This is a genomic window from Lacticaseibacillus nasuensis JCM 17158, from assembly GCF_001434705.1.
Taxonomy (GTDB): domain Bacteria; phylum Bacillota; class Bacilli; order Lactobacillales; family Lactobacillaceae; genus Lacticaseibacillus; species Lacticaseibacillus nasuensis.
This window is the reverse complement of the sequence record NZ_AZDJ01000030.1, coordinates 332,617-348,136: the sequence shown is the minus strand read 5'-3', so window position 1 is coordinate 348,136 and position 15,520 is coordinate 332,617. Positions and strand designations below refer to the sequence as shown.

The 15,520-nt window shown below is 56.6% G+C and carries 16 protein-coding genes; 14 read left to right on the top strand and 2 right to left on the bottom strand.

All coding sequences use genetic code 11. The annotated features are described in order from the left end of the window. Positions 1-35: 35 nt before the first annotated feature. Positions 36-452, bottom strand: coding sequence for a flavodoxin family protein (locus FD02_RS08980; protein ID WP_056951850.1), 417 nt, complete (start codon positions 450-452; stop codon positions 36-38). A 255-nt stretch (positions 453-707) separates the two neighbouring features. Here FD02_RS08980 and FD02_RS08975 point away from each other — a divergent pair, with 255 nt between their 5' ends. From FD02_RS08975 to FD02_RS08955, 5 genes are all read left to right on the top strand, one after another. After that, complete coding sequence (locus FD02_RS08975; RefSeq protein ID WP_056951848.1) at positions 708-1,544, top strand: energy-coupling factor ABC transporter ATP-binding protein; 837 nt, start codon at positions 708-710, stop codon at positions 1,542-1,544. Continuing rightward, complete coding sequence (locus FD02_RS08970) at positions 1,520-2,395, top strand: energy-coupling factor ABC transporter ATP-binding protein (protein WP_056951846.1); 876 nt, start codon at positions 1,520-1,522, stop codon at positions 2,393-2,395. Before FD02_RS08975 ends, FD02_RS08970 begins: the two co-directional genes overlap by 25 nt. Then, a complete protein-coding gene (locus FD02_RS08965; protein WP_054722498.1) occupies positions 2,388-3,182 on the top strand; it encodes an energy-coupling factor transporter transmembrane component T family protein in 795 nt (264 codons plus the stop codon). The genes FD02_RS08970 and FD02_RS08965 overlap by 8 nt, the downstream gene beginning before the upstream one ends. 10 nt (positions 3,183-3,192) lie before the next feature. Then, positions 3,193-3,951 carry a tRNA pseudouridine(38-40) synthase TruA gene (gene truA / locus FD02_RS08960; protein WP_054722500.1) on the top strand — a complete coding sequence of 253 codons (759 nt, stop codon included), beginning with the start codon at positions 3,193-3,195 and terminating at the stop codon, positions 3,949-3,951. 120 nt (positions 3,952-4,071) lie between these two features. Next, a complete protein-coding gene (locus FD02_RS08955; RefSeq protein WP_054722502.1) occupies positions 4,072-5,412 on the top strand; it encodes an FAD-dependent oxidoreductase in 1,341 nt (446 codons plus the stop codon). A 52-nt stretch (positions 5,413-5,464) separates the two neighbouring features. Here FD02_RS08955 and FD02_RS08950 read toward each other — a convergent pair whose 3' ends face one another. Next, positions 5,465-5,818, bottom strand: a complete 354-nt coding sequence (locus tag FD02_RS08950) for a ribonuclease G (RefSeq protein ID WP_082603368.1) — start codon at positions 5,816-5,818, stop codon at positions 5,465-5,467. Positions 5,819-6,006: 188 nt separating this feature from the next. On the opposite strand from FD02_RS08950, the gene FD02_RS08945 reads away from it, so the two are divergent. From FD02_RS08945 to FD02_RS08905, 9 genes are all read left to right on the top strand, one after another. Next, the gene (locus tag FD02_RS08945) at positions 6,007-7,221 is read left to right on the top strand and encodes an MFS transporter (RefSeq protein ID WP_056951842.1); all 1,215 of its coding nucleotides are present in this window, start codon (positions 6,007-6,009) and stop codon (positions 7,219-7,221) included. A gap of 73 nt (positions 7,222-7,294) precedes the next feature. After that, on the top strand, positions 7,295-8,146 hold the full coding sequence (locus FD02_RS08940; RefSeq protein WP_054722504.1) for a hypothetical protein: 852 nt from the start codon (positions 7,295-7,297) through the stop codon (positions 8,144-8,146). A gap of 610 nt (positions 8,147-8,756) precedes the next feature. Next, positions 8,757-9,203: a 50S ribosomal protein L13 gene (gene rplM, locus FD02_RS08935; RefSeq protein WP_054722506.1), complete on the top strand. Its 447-nt coding sequence runs from the start codon at positions 8,757-8,759 to the stop codon at positions 9,201-9,203. Positions 9,204-9,216: 13 nt separating this feature from the next. Continuing rightward, positions 9,217-9,609, top strand: a complete 393-nt coding sequence (rpsI, locus tag FD02_RS08930) for a 30S ribosomal protein S9 (RefSeq protein ID WP_054722508.1) — start codon at positions 9,217-9,219, stop codon at positions 9,607-9,609. Between the two features lie 185 nt (positions 9,610-9,794). Further along, positions 9,795-10,838 (top strand): zinc-dependent alcohol dehydrogenase family protein, encoded by a 1,044-nt coding sequence (locus FD02_RS08925; RefSeq protein WP_056951841.1) that lies wholly within the window; start codon positions 9,795-9,797, stop codon positions 10,836-10,838. Between the two features lie 158 nt (positions 10,839-10,996). Continuing rightward, positions 10,997-12,325 carry an MFS transporter gene (locus FD02_RS08920; RefSeq protein ID WP_054722510.1) on the top strand — a complete coding sequence of 443 codons (1,329 nt, stop codon included), beginning with the start codon at positions 10,997-10,999 and terminating at the stop codon, positions 12,323-12,325. Position 12,326: 1 nt separating this feature from the next. Then, positions 12,327-12,929 carry an NAD(P)H-binding protein gene (locus FD02_RS08915; protein ID WP_156408285.1) on the top strand — a complete coding sequence of 201 codons (603 nt, stop codon included), beginning with the start codon at positions 12,327-12,329 and terminating at the stop codon, positions 12,927-12,929. Positions 12,930-13,006: 77 nt separating this feature from the next. Next, positions 13,007-13,420, top strand: coding sequence for a MerR family transcriptional regulator (locus FD02_RS08910; protein WP_054722514.1), 414 nt, complete (start codon positions 13,007-13,009; stop codon positions 13,418-13,420). Between the two features lie 285 nt (positions 13,421-13,705). Next, on the top strand, positions 13,706-15,520 hold a 1,815-nt coding region (locus FD02_RS08905; RefSeq protein WP_202812902.1), incomplete at its 3' end, for a mucin-binding protein.

The following is a 15,520-nucleotide window of genomic DNA, read 5'->3' as shown; positions in this document are numbered from 1 at the left end:
CGGCACCAGCATGTTTTGCTGGTGCCGCTTTGGCGTTAATGCACGGCGGTGGTGAAGCCGGCCGCGTAGTCGTGAATTTGTTGTTGCTGCTTGTCGTTGAAGTCCGGCTTGTTTGGCATCATGCCATGGAGGAACAAGCTGGGTTCTTCGCGAGGAATGCCTTGTTGTTCGAGGAGCTCGGCGAGTTTGTGCTCGCCGGACATTTGGCTGCCGGCCGTGCCGAAGAGGCTGACTTTGCCCACCTGCTTCGGGTCAAGCGATTTCACGTAGTTCAAGGCGTCCTTGTTGGGCCGCGTCATGTAGACGCCACCGCCGCCGTAAAGCAACAGGTCAACGTGGGCGGGCAGGGGCTCGCTGATTGGCTTGGCAGTGATGCCGAGTTGGTCGCCGATGAGTTTGGCGACCGCCGCGGTGTTACCGGTTTTGCTGAAGTAACGAATTTCAATAGTCATAAACCTGCCTCCAATAAATTAGAATGATTCTCAAGACGAGTATAGCACAATCGTTGTAAACGGTTAAATTTTGTGATTGATTCTGCGAATTTTAGTTTGTGAGCGTTTTTCCGCTTCGTGGTAGACGTAACTGGTGGACGTGAACCCGAATTGGTCATCGGCAAGCGGTGGGTTTTGCTTGCCCCTGTTCAATCACGCCTCCCACTGATAAAATATACGGGTATAACATTTCGTACCTGGAAAGGAAGCCGTGACGTGACGCAGGCCATTGAAATCGCGCACCTGAATTATCAATATCCGGATACCCCGCGCCCGGCGCTGCGGGATGTGTCGCTGAGCGTGGCCAGTGGCGAGTGGGTGGCCATCATCGGCCATAACGGCAGCGGCAAAAGCACGCTGGCCAAAAACATCAACGGCTTGCTGGCGCCTGGCAGCGGCACGGTGACCGTGGGCGGCGAGCTGCTGACCGAGGAATCCGTGTGGGACATTCGCGCCAAGGTCGGCATCGTGTTCCAGAATCCTGACAATCAATTCGTCGGCGCCACGGTGGCCGACGATGTCGCGTTTGGGCTGGAGAACCGCGGGATGCCGCGGCCGGAAATGATCAAGCGCGTCGATTCCGCGCTCGCGGCGGTGAACATGACCGAGTTCGCCACGCGGGAGCCGGCGCGCCTATCCGGTGGGCAAAAGCAGCGCGTGGCCATCGCCGGCATCGTGGCGCAAACCCCAGACATCATTATCCTCGACGAGGCGACGTCGATGCTGGATCCCGCCGGCCGGCAAGAAATCCTGAGCCTGATTCGGGAGTTGCGCGCGGCGCGGCCGCTGACGGTGGTGTCGATCACGCATGACATCGACGAGGCGGCGTTAGCCGATCGCATCGTGTTGTTAAACGATGGCGAAATCGTCGAAACCGGCACGCCGGCGGAGATTTTTCGCCATGGTGAGGAACTGATCGATTTGGGGCTGGATGTGCCATACGCCGGCCGACTCAAGGCGGCGTTGGCGCAGCGCGGCGTGGCGGTACCGGCAGCGTATCTGGATGCGGAAGGGTTGGTGGATTACCTGTGGACATTACATTCGACCATGTAAGCTACACCTATCAAGCCGGCACTCCGTTTGCCGGTGAAGGCTTGCAGGATATCTCGGTGACCATTCACGACGGCAGCTACACGGCCATCATCGGGCATACCGGCAGTGGCAAGTCGACGCTTTTGCAGCATTTGAATGCGTTGCTCAAGCCCACTAGCGGCACGGTGACCATCGGCGACCGCCAGATCACCAGCGAAACCAGCAACAAAAACCTCAAGCCGCTGCGCCAGCAGGTGGGGATGGTGTTCCAATTCGCCGAGAATCAACTCTTCGAGCAAACCGTCGCCCGCGACATCGCCTTTGGCCCGAAGAATTTTGGGGTGCCCGAGGCCAAGGCCAATGCCTTGGCCGAGCAAATGGTGACGCTGGTCGGCTTGCCGGCCAGCGTCTTGAGCCAGTCGCCGTTTGATCTGTCCGGCGGGCAAATGCGCCGCGTCGCCATTGCCGGGGTCTTGGCCATGCAGCCGTCGGTGTTGGTGCTGGACGAACCCACCGCTGGGTTGGATCCCGCCGGTCGTCGCGACATGATGCAGCTGTTTGCCAAGCTTCACCGCGAGCAGCACCTCACCGTCGTGTTAGTTACGCACCAAATGGACGACGTGGCGGACTACGCCGACCACGTGTTAGTGATGGACCACGGCCGCTTGGTGAAAACCGGTACGCCGCGGGAAATTTTTGCCGACCCGGTGTGGCTCACCGCCAATCAGCTGGGCCTGCCGAAAACCACGCAAATGGCCATGGCGTTGCAGCGCCGCGGCTTCAAGTTTGCCGAGCTGCCGTTAACCACTTCTGCCTTGGCCGCGGCGTTATTGCCGCAGCTGCCGGTAAAGGCGGGTGAGCGCGATGAATAAACTGATTATCGGGCGCTACCTGCCGGGCAATTCCTGGGTGCATCAACTCGACCCGCGCACTAAGTTGCTGGCCAGTTTTTACTTCATCGCCATCGTCTTCATGGCCAACACCTGGCTGAGTTACCTAGTGATGTTTGCCGGCGTGATGGTGATGATCGCCGCCAGCCGCATTCGCATCGGCTTTTTCCTCCGCGGGGTGCGGCCGATGATTTGGCTGATTCTGTTTACCGTCGGCCTGCAGATCTTTTTCACCACCGGCGGGCACGTGTATTGGCAGTGGGGGTGGCTACACGTCACGCACTACGGGTTGATCAACGGGGCGTATATTTTCTGCCGCTTCGTGTTGATCATCTTCGTGTCGACGTTACTGACGCTGACCACCCAGCCGCTGTCGCTGGCGGATGCGGTGGAGTCGCTGCTGCGGCCGCTGCGCTACCTTCACGTGCCGGTGACCGAGCTGGCCTTGGTGTTACAAATCGCCTTGCGCTTCGTGCCGACGTTGATGGATCAAACTACTAAGATCATGAACGCCCAGCGTGCCCGTGGGGTGGACTTCGGCACCGGCGGCTTGTTCCAGCAAATGAAGGCGGTCGTGCCGCTGTTGATTCCGTTATTCGTCGACAGCTTCGGCATTGCCGAAGACCTGGCCACGGCGATGGATGCGCGCGGCTACCGAGGCGGGGATGGGCGCAGCAAGTTTCGGGTGCTGGCGTATCACTCGCGCGACTGGGTCGCCGGCGGCAGTATGATCGTGCTCACGGCGTTATTGTTGCTTACCCGACGTTAAAAGGAGTCTCATGACGCAATACAAAGTCACCTTGGCCTATGATGGCACGAATTTTGCCGGCTATCAGGTGCAGCCGCACCAGCGCACCGTGCAAGGCGTGATTCAAGCTGCCTTGGCGAAAATGACGAAGCAGCCAACCTTTCATATCGACGGCTCCGGTCGCACCGACTCTGGCGTGCACGCGTTAGGCCAGGTGATTTCCTTTGCGTATCCCGGCCGCTTGGCGCCGGCCAGCATGTTGGCGGCGCTGAACTCGCTGATGCCGCTGGACATCGAGATTCTAGATGTCGCCATCGTCGCCGATTCGTTTCACGCGCGCTATTCGGCGCGCGGCAAGCGGTACTTGTACCGCGTGGCGCTAGGCAAGTACACCGATCCCTTTAAGCGGCTGTACACCGGGCACTATCCGTACCGGCTTGACGTGGCCCGCATTCGCGTGGCCCTGGCGGATTTGGTCGGGACGCATGACTTCACCAGTTTTGCGGCCAGCGGCGGGGTGATTACGGATAAGGTGCGGACGATTTACGAAGCGACCGTCACGGAGGACGCCGCCAATCACGAGTTGCGCTTTGAATTTTACGGTAACGGCTTCTTGTACAACATGGTGCGCATCCTTGTCGCGACCTTGCTAGAAATCGGCAACGGGCGCCGGCCGGAACACGATTTTCTTCGGCTGTTTGCCGTCAAGGACCGCCAGCAGGCCCGCGGCACGGCACCGGCGAGCGGCCTGTATCTAAAAACCGTTTATTATCCAGAAGATGATGAGTAACAGGGGCGCAATGACGCACCCTGTTTTTTTGTGGAGGAAAATTGTCCACAAACTAGACGCGCACAACCATTCATGATATGCTGAGCTTGTGAAACCGCTATCAAGAATGGAGACGAAAAGATGAAGATTATTGTTGTAGGCGCCACCCACGCCGGCACCTTTGCCACCCAGCAGATCCTGACCAATTATCCTGATGCCGCGGTGACGGTTTACGAGACGAATGACACCTTGTCCTTCCTGTCTTGCGGCATCGCCTTGTGGGTGGGCGGCCACGTTGCCGCGCCCGAGAAGATGTTTTATTCCAGCCCCGAAGCGCTAACCAAGCTTGGCGCCACGATGAAGATGCGCCACACCGTGACCGCCATCGACGCGGCCACCAAGACGGTGCAAGTGCGTAACCTCACGACCGGTGCCACCTTTGCCGACCGCTACGACAAGCTGGTGTTCACGCCGGGGTCGGCGCCCATCGTGCCGGCACTGCCCGGCATTGACAGCAAGCGGTTGTATCTGTGTAAGAGTTGGGATGACGCGAAGCGCCTGCAGGCCAACCCACCAGCCGGGTCGGTGATTGTCATCGGTGCTGGGTACATCGGCGCAGAACTCGCGGAACAATACGCTTTAGCCGGCCGGCAGGTGACATTGATCGATGCGCTGCCGCGGGTATTGGCGAAAAACTTCGACGCGCCAATCACCGACCGCGTCGAGACGCTATACCGTGAGCATGGGGCCACCTTGGCGCTGGGCGAAACGGTCACCGGCTTTGCGGAAACCGCCGAGCAGCTGACCGTGACCACCGATCAAGGCAGCTACACCGCAGACATGGCGGTGTTGGCCATCGGCTTTCGGCCGCACACCGAATTGTTGCAAGGCCAAGTCGACATGTTGCCGAACGGGGCAATTTTGGCTAACGACTACATGCAAAGCAGCGACCCGGCAATTTTTGTTGCCGGCGACAGCGCGGCAGTGCATTACAACCCCACCGGTCAGGCCGATTACATTCCGCTGGCGACCAACGCCGTGCGGCAAGGATTATTGGTTGGCCAAAACATCGTGACGCCGACGCAGGCTTACCTCGGGACCCAAGCCACCAGTGCCGTTGAACTCTTTGGTCATTGCATCGCGGCCAGTGGGCTCACGGCCGCAGGGGCGGCCGCCCGCGGGGTGAGCGTGGCCACCGTCACCATCGAGCAGGATTACCGGCCGGACTTTATGCCAACGACGACCCCGGTGCAGGTGAGCCTAACCTGGGATCCGGCAACGCGACGCGTGCTGGGCGGCGCGGTGTACAGTCAACACGATGTTTCGATGTCGGCCAACGTCTTGTCCATGGCCATCCAAACGCAAATGACCATCGATACTTTGGCGATGGTGGATTTCTTTTTCCAGCCGAACTTCGACCAGCCGGTGAACTGGGTCAACGCGGCGGCCATGGCCGCCGTTGCCGAGGCCAATCGCCAATAGCAAAAAAACCGGGCGTGACTGCAGTCACGCCCGGTTGCTGTAAGGTGAAAAGTTAGTTGCTGTAGCCGGATCGCACGGCGCCAAAGATGGCGGCGCCGATAACGACGAAGAAGATGATGTAAATGGCGATCACCGAGCAGAAGATGATGAATTGCACGAGGCCGGCGCGGTTCCAAGTTTTTTGCACGGCCATGAAGGTTTCGACATCCTTGTAGTCGCCTTTTTCCCAGGCCCATTCGTTCCCCTTGGCGCCACAGAAGAAGATCCAGACCAGGTTGAAGACTGGGATGAGACATAATAATGGCAGGTAAGACTTGTTCCCAATCCCCCAGATCCAGTTGAACATAAAGGCACCCCAGTTCCAGTGCTTGATTTCCTCAGGTGTGTTCATTTGATATTCCTCCAATGAATTATTCTAATGCTTTATCATCATACGGAAAACGTGGGTTAAATACAAGGTAACAGGTCACTCCTCAGCAGGATTAGTGGCAAATTTTCCGCCGCTCGCTTTCATTGACAAGACACCCGAAGAAGGGGAAAATTAAGCCCATGTTGCTGGGTGTCTTGACACCTGGCGTGGAGGAGGACGTCAAGATGGAATCGACAAAACAACCGGGGTTGTTGGCGCATGCGCGGCTGATCACCGGCGTTGGGGTGGCGTGGTTATTCGATGCGATGGACGTGGGGATGTTGTCCTTCGTCATCGCTGCGGTGCACGAGGAATGGGCGTTATCGCCGGTGCAAATGGGGTGGATTGGTAGCATCGGGAGCATCGGCATGGCCATCGGCGCCGTGCTCTTTGGCATGTTGGCCGACCGCATTGGCCGCAAAACGGTGTTGATCGTGACGCTACTGATTTTTTCGATTGGCTCTGCCTTGTCGGCGCTAGCCACCGGTTACGCCATGTTCATGGTGCTGCGGCTGTTGATTGGCATGGGGCTAGGCGGTGAGTTGCCTGTGGCGTCGACGCTGGTGTCTGAAAGCGTCGGGGTCGCGCACCGAGGCCGCTCCGTGGTGTTGTTGGAAAGCTTCTGGGCGGCGGGCTGGCTCGCCGCCGCGGTGATTTCGTACTTTGTCATCCCCACTTGGGGTTGGCGCGTCGCAATGGTCTTGACAGGCCTTACTGCGATTTATGCCTTGTACTTCCGCGAAGGCGTCAAGGAGTCGCCATTGTTTTTGGCCCGCCAGCATCAGCGCAAGCCACGGTTTTGGCCAACGCTCATGGCCTTGTGGCACGGGCAGTACCTCCGCGCCACGTTGATGTTATGGATCGTGTGGTTCATGGTGGTCTTCTCTTACTATGGCATGTTTCTGTGGTTGCCGAGCGTGATGGTGCTGAAGGGCTTTTCCTTGATCAACTCGTTTGGCTACGTGTTGGTCATGACCCTCGCGCAGTTGCCGGGGTATTTTGTCAGCGCGTGGCTCATTGAAAAATGGGGCCGCAAACCGGTCCTTGCGACGTTTTTAACCGGGACGGCGGTGGCGGCGCTCGGGTTTGGGCTGGCGACTAGTTTGCCGTTGCTGCTGACGGCGGGGATGTTGCTGTCCTTCTTCAACCTCGGCGCCTGGGGAGCACTGTATGCCTATTCACCCGAACAATATCCGAGCGTGATTCGCAGCAGCGGGTCCGGCTTGGCTGCCGGTGTCGGTCGCGTCGGTGGCATCGTCGGACCGCTGTTGGTGGGTAGCCTGATTGCCGCCAAGGTGAGCTTCGGCATGATCTTCGGAATTTTTACGGCGGCTGTGTTGATTGCCGTTGTCGCCGTGCTGGCCTTGGGTCGCGAGACGATGGGGCAGCCCCTCGACTAGTCGGGTTACTTGTATTCTCCTAGTATAAAGTTTTTAATAGATATTATTCTAAATATTAGGGAGAAATAAGTTAATGCACATTAAGCATCAATGGGGTGTCGTCGTGGGGGCGATGGCACTCGGCTTTACGCTGGCCTTTGCCGCCCCGAAACCGGCGGCGGTCCATGCGCAAAGTTATTCGCGTTACGCCACTGTGACCAAGAAGGGCTACGTGATGTGGTCCAGTCTACGGTTTAACCACCGCAAGACGAACACGACGAACTATTATCACCAAACCTTGCGCGTTAAGGCGCGGTATCGTCACGGGCGGTCGCAATATTTGTCCTTGTACAATCGCTATGGTCACTGGCTAGGCTATGTGAATGCCCGTGCCGTGAAGGTGACCACTAGCAAACAAGGGGTGGCAATCGGCGCGCATCACTACGTCAGCTTGACGCGAGCCTATCCGATTTGGAATAACTTCGGCTTTCACAGTGTCCGCCATTGGGCCAAGAACTATTACGCCCGGACCTACCTGGTGAAGGCCCAGTATCACCATTTCAATGGTAGCTGGTACAATTCAATGTATGATCATTCCGGCCGGTGGTTCGGCTACCTTAGCGCTACCGGGGCGAAAACGACCAGTGCGCAAGGCATCGGTGTCGCCACGAACCGGTACGTGCAGGTGACGGCCAGCCGCTATACGCAGTGGCAAAGCTTTGCGTTCAACCGCGGCTACACGATGAATGGTAGCGGTAATCACCCACTCTTTGCGGCCAAGCGGATTTACTACCACTATAATGGCAGTACTTATTATTCGCTGTATACGGCCGCGGCCTGGGCCGGCTACATCAACACGAGTGCAACGCGGACCGTGTCCTCAACAACATACGCGAACCAGGCGCGGTACTTCGCCACGGTGGACAACAATAAAGTGGCGCTGTAAGGCGAACGCCTGTTGGCTGCGACTAAATTGTTGACGAGAAAAACGCTGTCATGCTAACATGATGTCAGACAAGTCAATGTATCGTTGGGTGGGGTCATACGTAGGGCCACTGCATTCCCGCGGTAAGACGACTAGTTGCCTACTGGTACGGGTAACGCCCGCACCGGGCTAGTGGCCCTCCACAGCCGAAGCTTACGGCCCTAAAACTGGGGCACACCAGGGGGAGAAGGCACGGCCAACAGTGAGAACTCGCGGCAGGCGGCAACGCCAGGTCCAGCGCAACGCTGAAGTCCCGAGGCAACTTGGGCACCGTAACTGAGCGCATCGCCAGTAATGGCGACAGGTGGCACCGGCCTTGGGCTCGTCCACCCGCTGCGGGGCAACCCGCAGGCAATCACGCCAAGGACGCTGAGGGGCCACCCAGAGGCGTCCTTGGTGTGTTGTTGTGCCGCGGTTAGGGTGACGGCGACTGCAAGTAAGAAATCCGGCGGCGATGATTGACTTCGCCGCCGGATTTTGCTATGTTAGTAGCTGGTATTGTTTGCCCCACGATAAGCCCCGGAAACTTAACGTGTCAAACTCTCACTGAACACAATGGAGGAAACAAATCGTGCGTACTACATTTTTGGCAAAACCAGGCGAGATCGAACGTAACTGGGTGCTCATCGACGCGACTGACATCAGTCTTGGCCGGTTGGCATCGACAGTTGCCAGCATCCTGCGTGGCAAGAACAAGCCAACTTATACCCCTAGCGTCGATGTCGGTGATCATGTCATCGTCATCAATGCCGGCAAGTTGAAGTTAACGGGCAAGAAAGCCTCTGATAAGATTTACTATCACCACAGCCAACACCCAGGTGGTTTGAAGCATGAAGTGGCTGGCGACTTGTTGCGAGACAACCCAGCCCGCTTGGTTGAATACGCGGTGAAGAAGATGCTGCCGAACAAGAACACGCTTGGCAAGCAACAATTCATGAAGCTGCATGTGTACGCTGGGGAGGAACACCCACATACTGCACAGCAACCGCAAGTACTCGACATCAAGAACTTAATCTAGGGAGGAAACAACTGTGGCTCAAGTATCTTACAGCGGCACTGGTCGTCGCAAAAACTCTGTTGCCCGGGTCCGCTTGGTTCCTGGGACTGGCAAGATCATCATGAACGGCAAAGACGTTCATGATTACCTGCCATACGAAAATCTGATTCTCGATATGACTCAGCCCTTCGATATCACTGAAACCAAGGGCAGCTACGACGCATTGGTCAACGTCAATGGCGGCGGCTTCACCGGTCAAACCGGTGCGACCCGTCACGGCATTTCCCGGGCGTTGTTGAGTGTTGATCCAGACTTCCGCGGCCCGCTTAAGCGCGCCGGCATGCTCACCCGTGACCCACGGATGAAGGAACGGAAGAAGTACGGTCTGAAGAAGGCCCGTAAGGCTAGCCAGTTCTCCAAGCGTTAATCTTGGCGATGGCAGCGACAGAAGCGATTGGACGGTTTTCCGTTCAATCGCTTTTTTTGCTGGAATGATCGCGGTAGTGCGCAACTTTAATAGAAGGACTTGCCTTAAAGCCCACTTTAAGGTGTATTGTGACGACATCAGGTGATGTTAGGGCAACTATTGCCAACACTCGAAGGAGGAAGACAATGAAAGCAGCAATTTTCGTTGAACCAGGAAAGATGGTAACGCGCGAATTACCCAAGCCAAAGGTGGAATTCCCAACGGATGCGGTGATTCGCATCGTGCGTGCCTGCGTATGTGGGTCCGACCTGTGGTGGTACCGCGGCATTGCCAAGCGGCCCGCCAACGAGCCGGTTGGGCACGAGGCCATCGGCGTGGTTGAAAGTGTCGGTGACGCGGTGACCGACGTGGAGCCCGGTGATTTCGTCATCGTCCCGTTCACTCATGGTTGCGGTCACTGTGCGGCGTGCCTTGCCGGTTTTGACGGTGACTGCCTCACGTTCAAGCATCAAGGAAGCCCAGTTGGCTATCAAGCCGAATACCTGCGCTATGAAAATGCGAACTGGGCGCTGGTCAAGGTGCCTGGTCAGCCTAGCGACTACACGGATGAGCAACTCAATGACTTGCTGGCGCTAGCAGATGTCATGGCGACTGGGTATCATGCCGCCAAGTCCGCCGAGGTGCATCGCGGCGATACCGTGGTCGTCATGGGGGATGGCGCCGTGGGCTTGAGCGGGGTCTTGTCTGCCAAGCTACTCGGGGCCAAACGGATCATTGCGATGAGTCGCCACGAGGACCGGCAGGCGGTCGCCCGCGAATTTGGGGCTACTGATATCGTGCCGGAACGGGGCGATGAGGCAGTGGCGAAAGTCATGGCCCTCACCAATGGCTCGGGGGCTGATGCCGTGCTGGAATGCGTCGGTAACGAACAATCCGTGGCCACGGCCGTGCAGGTCGGCCGGCCAGGGGCGATTGTCGGCCGGGTCGGTATTCCGCAAAAGCCAGAGATGAATACGAACGACTTATTCTGGCGCAATATCGGCTTGCGCGGTGGCATCGCTGCGGTGACCACGCATGATCGTGGCGGCTTGTTGCAGGCGGTTTTGAACGGTGAGATTCATCCCGGAAAGGTCTTTACCAAGCGCTTTGATCTTGATCACATCCAAGACGCGTATGCGGCGATGGATCAGCGGACCGCGATTAAGTCTCTGCTGATTGTGAGCGAATAACCCAACCTCAACAACTTTTTTCGCTACGGTGAAAAAAGTTGTTTTTATTTGCAAAAGGGCCTTGCCTTAGAGTGCACTTTAAGGCTTAAGCTAGGTTCATCGATTGAACAAAATGCCGTCATATCGGCGTTTACATGAAACTTAGCTTGGAGGCTGTCATGCAAAACCATAAATTCGGATTGGTGTTACCAATCATCCTGATCAGTTACTTAATGATCCTTTTAGATAATTCCATCGTGTTTACCAGCACGGTTAAAATCGCCGCAGACTTGCACATGGATGCGCAAAATCTGGCTTGGGTGACGAACGCCTACGCGCTGACGTTTGGCGGGTTGCTGATGCTCGGGGGTCGCGCGGGAGACATCATTGGCCGCAGGCGGGTGTTTATCAGTGGCCTGACCATATTCACGATTGGGTCCTTGCTTGTGGGACTGGCACAAAGCGGCCCCATGATCATTGGCATGCGTGCACTGCAAGGGGTGGGTTCGGCGATTCTGGCACCCACCACGCTGGCATTATTGATGGACAACTATACCGGAAGCATGCGCACCCGTGCGATCGCGTCTTACGGGGCCACCGCAGGCATCGGTGCGAGCTTCGGCCTGGTGATTGGTGGTTTGATTGCCAGCTACTTCTCATGGCGTGATGGTTTTCTGCTGAATGTGCCGGTAGGGATTATCCTGCTGATATTGACGCTAAAAGTGGTGCCGCGGGTTAACGGGCAAGGCGGGCGGCTCGATTGGGTTGGCGCCATCACGTCGGTTATCGGCTTTGCGGGATTGATTTATAGCATCAACGGGGCATATGGCCGCTTGTTGGCCAGCATTATCGCGGTCGTTTTTCTCGGATTATTTGTCTGGGCAGAGTCGCGGACCAAGAACCCGTTGATGCCACTGCGGTTGTTTGCCGATAACGAGCGAAGCAGCGCCTACATCGCGCGCTTCTTCTACCTTGGCGCCATGATCTCATACTTTTTCCTGGTGCCTCAGGCGATGCAACACGTCTACGGGTACACGCCACTACTGGCGGCGCTGGGCTTTTTGCCTGAAACGATTCCGCAGTTTATCTCTGCGACTGTGTTGGCTCGGCTCAATAACCGGTTCACGAACAATCAATTATTGGTGACAGGGGTTGTCATCACGCTTGTGGGGCTGGCTTCAGGCGCTGTGGTTGGTATTCACGGCGGCTACTTCTGGGCGCTAGCGGTGCCGATGGTTGTCATCGGAATTGGCCAGGGCCTGAGTTTGAGCCCGTTGACCGTGGCTGGAGTCGCTCACACCGATCCCGCCATTGCAGGCGCGGCTTCTGGGGTGGTCAATACCGCACACCAAATCGGTGGGTCGTTTGGCTTGTCCGTGATCGTGGCGTTGACCAGCGGCTTCACTAAAGCGGCGGTGAGTTATGACCACGCAGCGGTGCTGATGGCAGGCTTCATGCTCATCGCGTTGCTGGCAACGCTGAACATTTTACGCAACTCGAGGAGGTAATCTGATGAAAATCATGTTGATTGGCGCCACAGGTTCGTTGGGCCAGGTGACCCGGCAAGCATTACTTGTGAATACTGATGCCGAACTGGTGCTGGTTTCTCGCCACGCAAGCAGCCTGACCATTGACCCTACCAGAGAACAGGCAAAGAGCATCAACGTGTTGGACCAAGCGCCATTAGTCAAAGCCCTGGCTGGTGTGGATGCCGTTTTTGCCGCCCTCAGTGGTAACATAGCGGCGATGGCGCGCAGTATTGTCGGCGCGATGACTGTGGCAGGGGTGTCGCGGCTGGTGTTTATCTCTTCGATGGGCATATATAATGAAATTCCCGCCCAAGTTGGGGTCCAGGGCAACCTGACGTATAACCCGCTGTTGCGACCATACCGAGACGCAGCGGATATCGTTGTGGCGTCGGGCCTCAATTACACTGTGATTCGGCCTGGCTGGTTCGACAATGGCAGTGATGATTATGAGATCACGCGTGAAGGCGAACCGTTTGGTGGCCACGATGTTTCCCGCCGTGCGATCGCCAAATTGGCGGTTGCCACCCTGACCGATGCGCGACGTTATAGTCAGGAAAGCATCGGCATCAATCGGCCAGAATAACTGATTGGCTGGTTCGCTAACAACAGTGAACTGAGCGATAATTAAACTAGAAATTAAAGCAGAAAGGAGCCAGTTCGATGAACATCAAAGAAGCCAGTACCCGCACGGGAGTCCCCGCGGCAACGATTCGCTACTACGAAAAAGAGGGACTGATTCCCAGCATTGATCGCTCGGCGGCCGGCGTGCGCGAAATTGACGATCGAATCATTCGGCGGATCAACTTTGCCAAGCTGATGCGTAGCGCGGGGATGAGTATTGAAGCCTTGCAGCGTTACATTCACTTGTTCGATGCGCAGGAAAATAATCTGACGGAACAACGCGCGCTATTGGCTGAACAAGTTGCCATCATGGAGGAGAAGCGCGACGACCTCCAGGCAGCCATTGACCATTTGCACTGGAAGTTAGATCACTTTGACGACCATATGGTGACAACGGAAGCGGAGTTGCGGAGTTTGGAGCAACAACACTCAGAGGGCAAGCTGAGCGATTAGGTGAGTTCAGCCTGATCAAGCGCTGGGTGACGCATGAATGTCGAATTGACGCGCTTTATGAAAAATTTGATTAACAAATACTCTGGCTGCGTTCTGCTTTATCCTTTGGAACCGCCAGTCAGCGTATTGGTCGTCAAGCGCCAGCGTAAACTGACGCTTTTATTGTTCTTAGGCGCCAAAACCAAATAAAAATTTTTAGTAGCTAAATTGAAGTTTATCTATATATAAAGGAAAAAGGTGGTAATATAAAGGCGTGAAAAAAGAGCACCAAAAGGGGGATTCAACATGCGTGGAAAGCATTCAGAACCAGTACGTCGGGTTAAACTGTATAAGAAACGTAAGCTATGGGTCGCGCTTGGCATCTTTGGCGCGTTTGCCATTAGTTTGCAAACTGGCGCGATTGCGCCGGCGAACGCTGCTGCCGGTGCCGCGCCGACCATCACGACCAGCGAGACGGCGACCGATCAGGCGACAATTGTGGTGCAGTTCCGTGCACCATCGGGGATTCTGACGGACTACACGCAGACCAAAACTGTGCCGGCAGGGTACACGGGGAAGTTTCCGATTGATTATAATGCCGTCATTGCGCAACTACGGACAAAAGGTTACACCTACGCGACTGGTGCGCCAGCCGCTCCAAGCAGTTATGAGGCTGGCAAGACTTACACATACATCGTTGGCGTGAGCGATTTGACGGCGAAGGTTACGCACACCGATCCGAAGCAGGCGGGGGACATCGCCGTTCCGGCATATAATACCCCATTTCCAGAATCCGTTGGGGACAAGCTGAGTCAGTCGGCGATGAACCAAACGGTGACCCAAACGATTCATTATCGCTATTCTGATGGGACCACCGCCGCACCGGACGCAACGCAATCCATTACCGTTTATCGGGATGTCAAGTCCGTCGATTTGGCCACAGGAGCTGTCACCTATAATCCCTGGGTCACCGTTGCCCCTGCAACCACCGCGTCGCCGACGGATATTGTCGGCTACGACCCAGACCAGAAGACGGTCACGCTCGCCAAGCAAAATGACCCTACCGAGGTCACGGTGAAGTACTCGCCAAGCGTACGACTTCAGCAGATTAATTTTGTCGACGATGATGCCAACGGGCAGACGGTTAAGGGTGGGTACACGAAGCGAGGCGTCTCGAATGTTCCGGCCACCTATGACGTAACCTCCTCGATTCCGGCTGGGTACGTCTTAGCTGACGGCCAAAGTGCAAGCGGCACGATTCACTTCACCACCACTGACCCGGCGCCGATCGTGATCCACCTGAAGCATGGCACCCGGGTGATCCCAGCCACCGGCCCGTATACCGACGAGGCCACTCAGGCTGACTTGAATCGCGCCTTCACGCAAACCGTTCATTTTGTCTATGTGAACGGGGCCAAGGCCGCCGATGACAAGGTGCAGACGGCACCATCCACGCGCACCGCGACCGTCGATGCCATCACCGGGAAGCGCCTGAGTTACAGCGACTGGACGAATGGTGACTTTGCTGCCGTGAAGGCACCAAAGATTCCAGGCTACACGCCTGATGTCGCCGAAGTACCGGAGGCAAAAAATGTCGACGCCAATGCTGAAACGAAGGTCACCTACACACCAAATTCACAGTCCACGACGGTGCAGTTTATCGATGACGATGCAGCTAAGCAGCCAGTTGGCAATCCCATCAATGTCGCCGGCGTGACGGATGGGACGTCGCCGTATGACGTCACCAGCCAGATTCCGGCCGGGTACGTTTTGGCGGCTAGCAACAGTGCGACGGGTAGCGTGCACTTTACGGCTACTGGGGCTGACCCAATCGAGATTCACCTTAAGCACGGGACCACGGTGATTGGTTCTGCCGACCAAGATGCCACCGCGGTGAAACCGAGTGATTTGACCCAGAACTACACGCAAACCATTCATTATCAATACGCGGACAACTACAAGCCGACTGCAGATGTGACGCAAACCGCAACTTCCACTCGCACGGCGACGGTCGATAACGTGACCGGCCAAGTGGTCAGCTACAGCGACTGGATTAACGGCAACTATGCTGCCGTGGCCACGCCAGCCGTTGCGGGTTACACTGCCGATGTTCCCGAAGTA

Excerpts from the sequence above, each read along its gene's own strand:
- FD02_RS08925 (WP_056951841.1), top strand. The coding sequence starts at position 9,795 with ATGAAAGCAGCAATTTTCGTTGAACCAGGAAAGATGGTAACGCGCGAA.
- truA (WP_054722500.1), top strand. The coding sequence starts at position 3,193 with ATGACGCAATACAAAGTCACCTTGGCCTATGATGGCACGAATTTTGCC.
- FD02_RS08940 (WP_054722504.1), top strand. The coding sequence starts at position 7,295 with ATGCACATTAAGCATCAATGGGGTGTCGTCGTGGGGGCGATGGCACTC.
- FD02_RS08920 (WP_054722510.1), top strand. The coding sequence starts at position 10,997 with ATGCAAAACCATAAATTCGGATTGGTGTTACCAATCATCCTGATCAGT.
- FD02_RS08965 (WP_054722498.1), top strand. The coding sequence starts at position 2,388 with ATGAATAAACTGATTATCGGGCGCTACCTGCCGGGCAATTCCTGGGTG.
- FD02_RS08945 (WP_056951842.1), top strand. The coding sequence starts at position 6,007 with ATGGAATCGACAAAACAACCGGGGTTGTTGGCGCATGCGCGGCTGATC.
- FD02_RS08910 (WP_054722514.1), top strand. The coding sequence starts at position 13,007 with ATGAACATCAAAGAAGCCAGTACCCGCACGGGAGTCCCCGCGGCAACG.
- FD02_RS08955 (WP_054722502.1), top strand. The coding sequence starts at position 4,072 with ATGAAGATTATTGTTGTAGGCGCCACCCACGCCGGCACCTTTGCCACC.
- FD02_RS08980 (WP_056951850.1), bottom strand. The coding sequence starts at position 452 with ATGACTATTGAAATTCGTTACTTCAGCAAAACCGGTAACACCGCGGCG.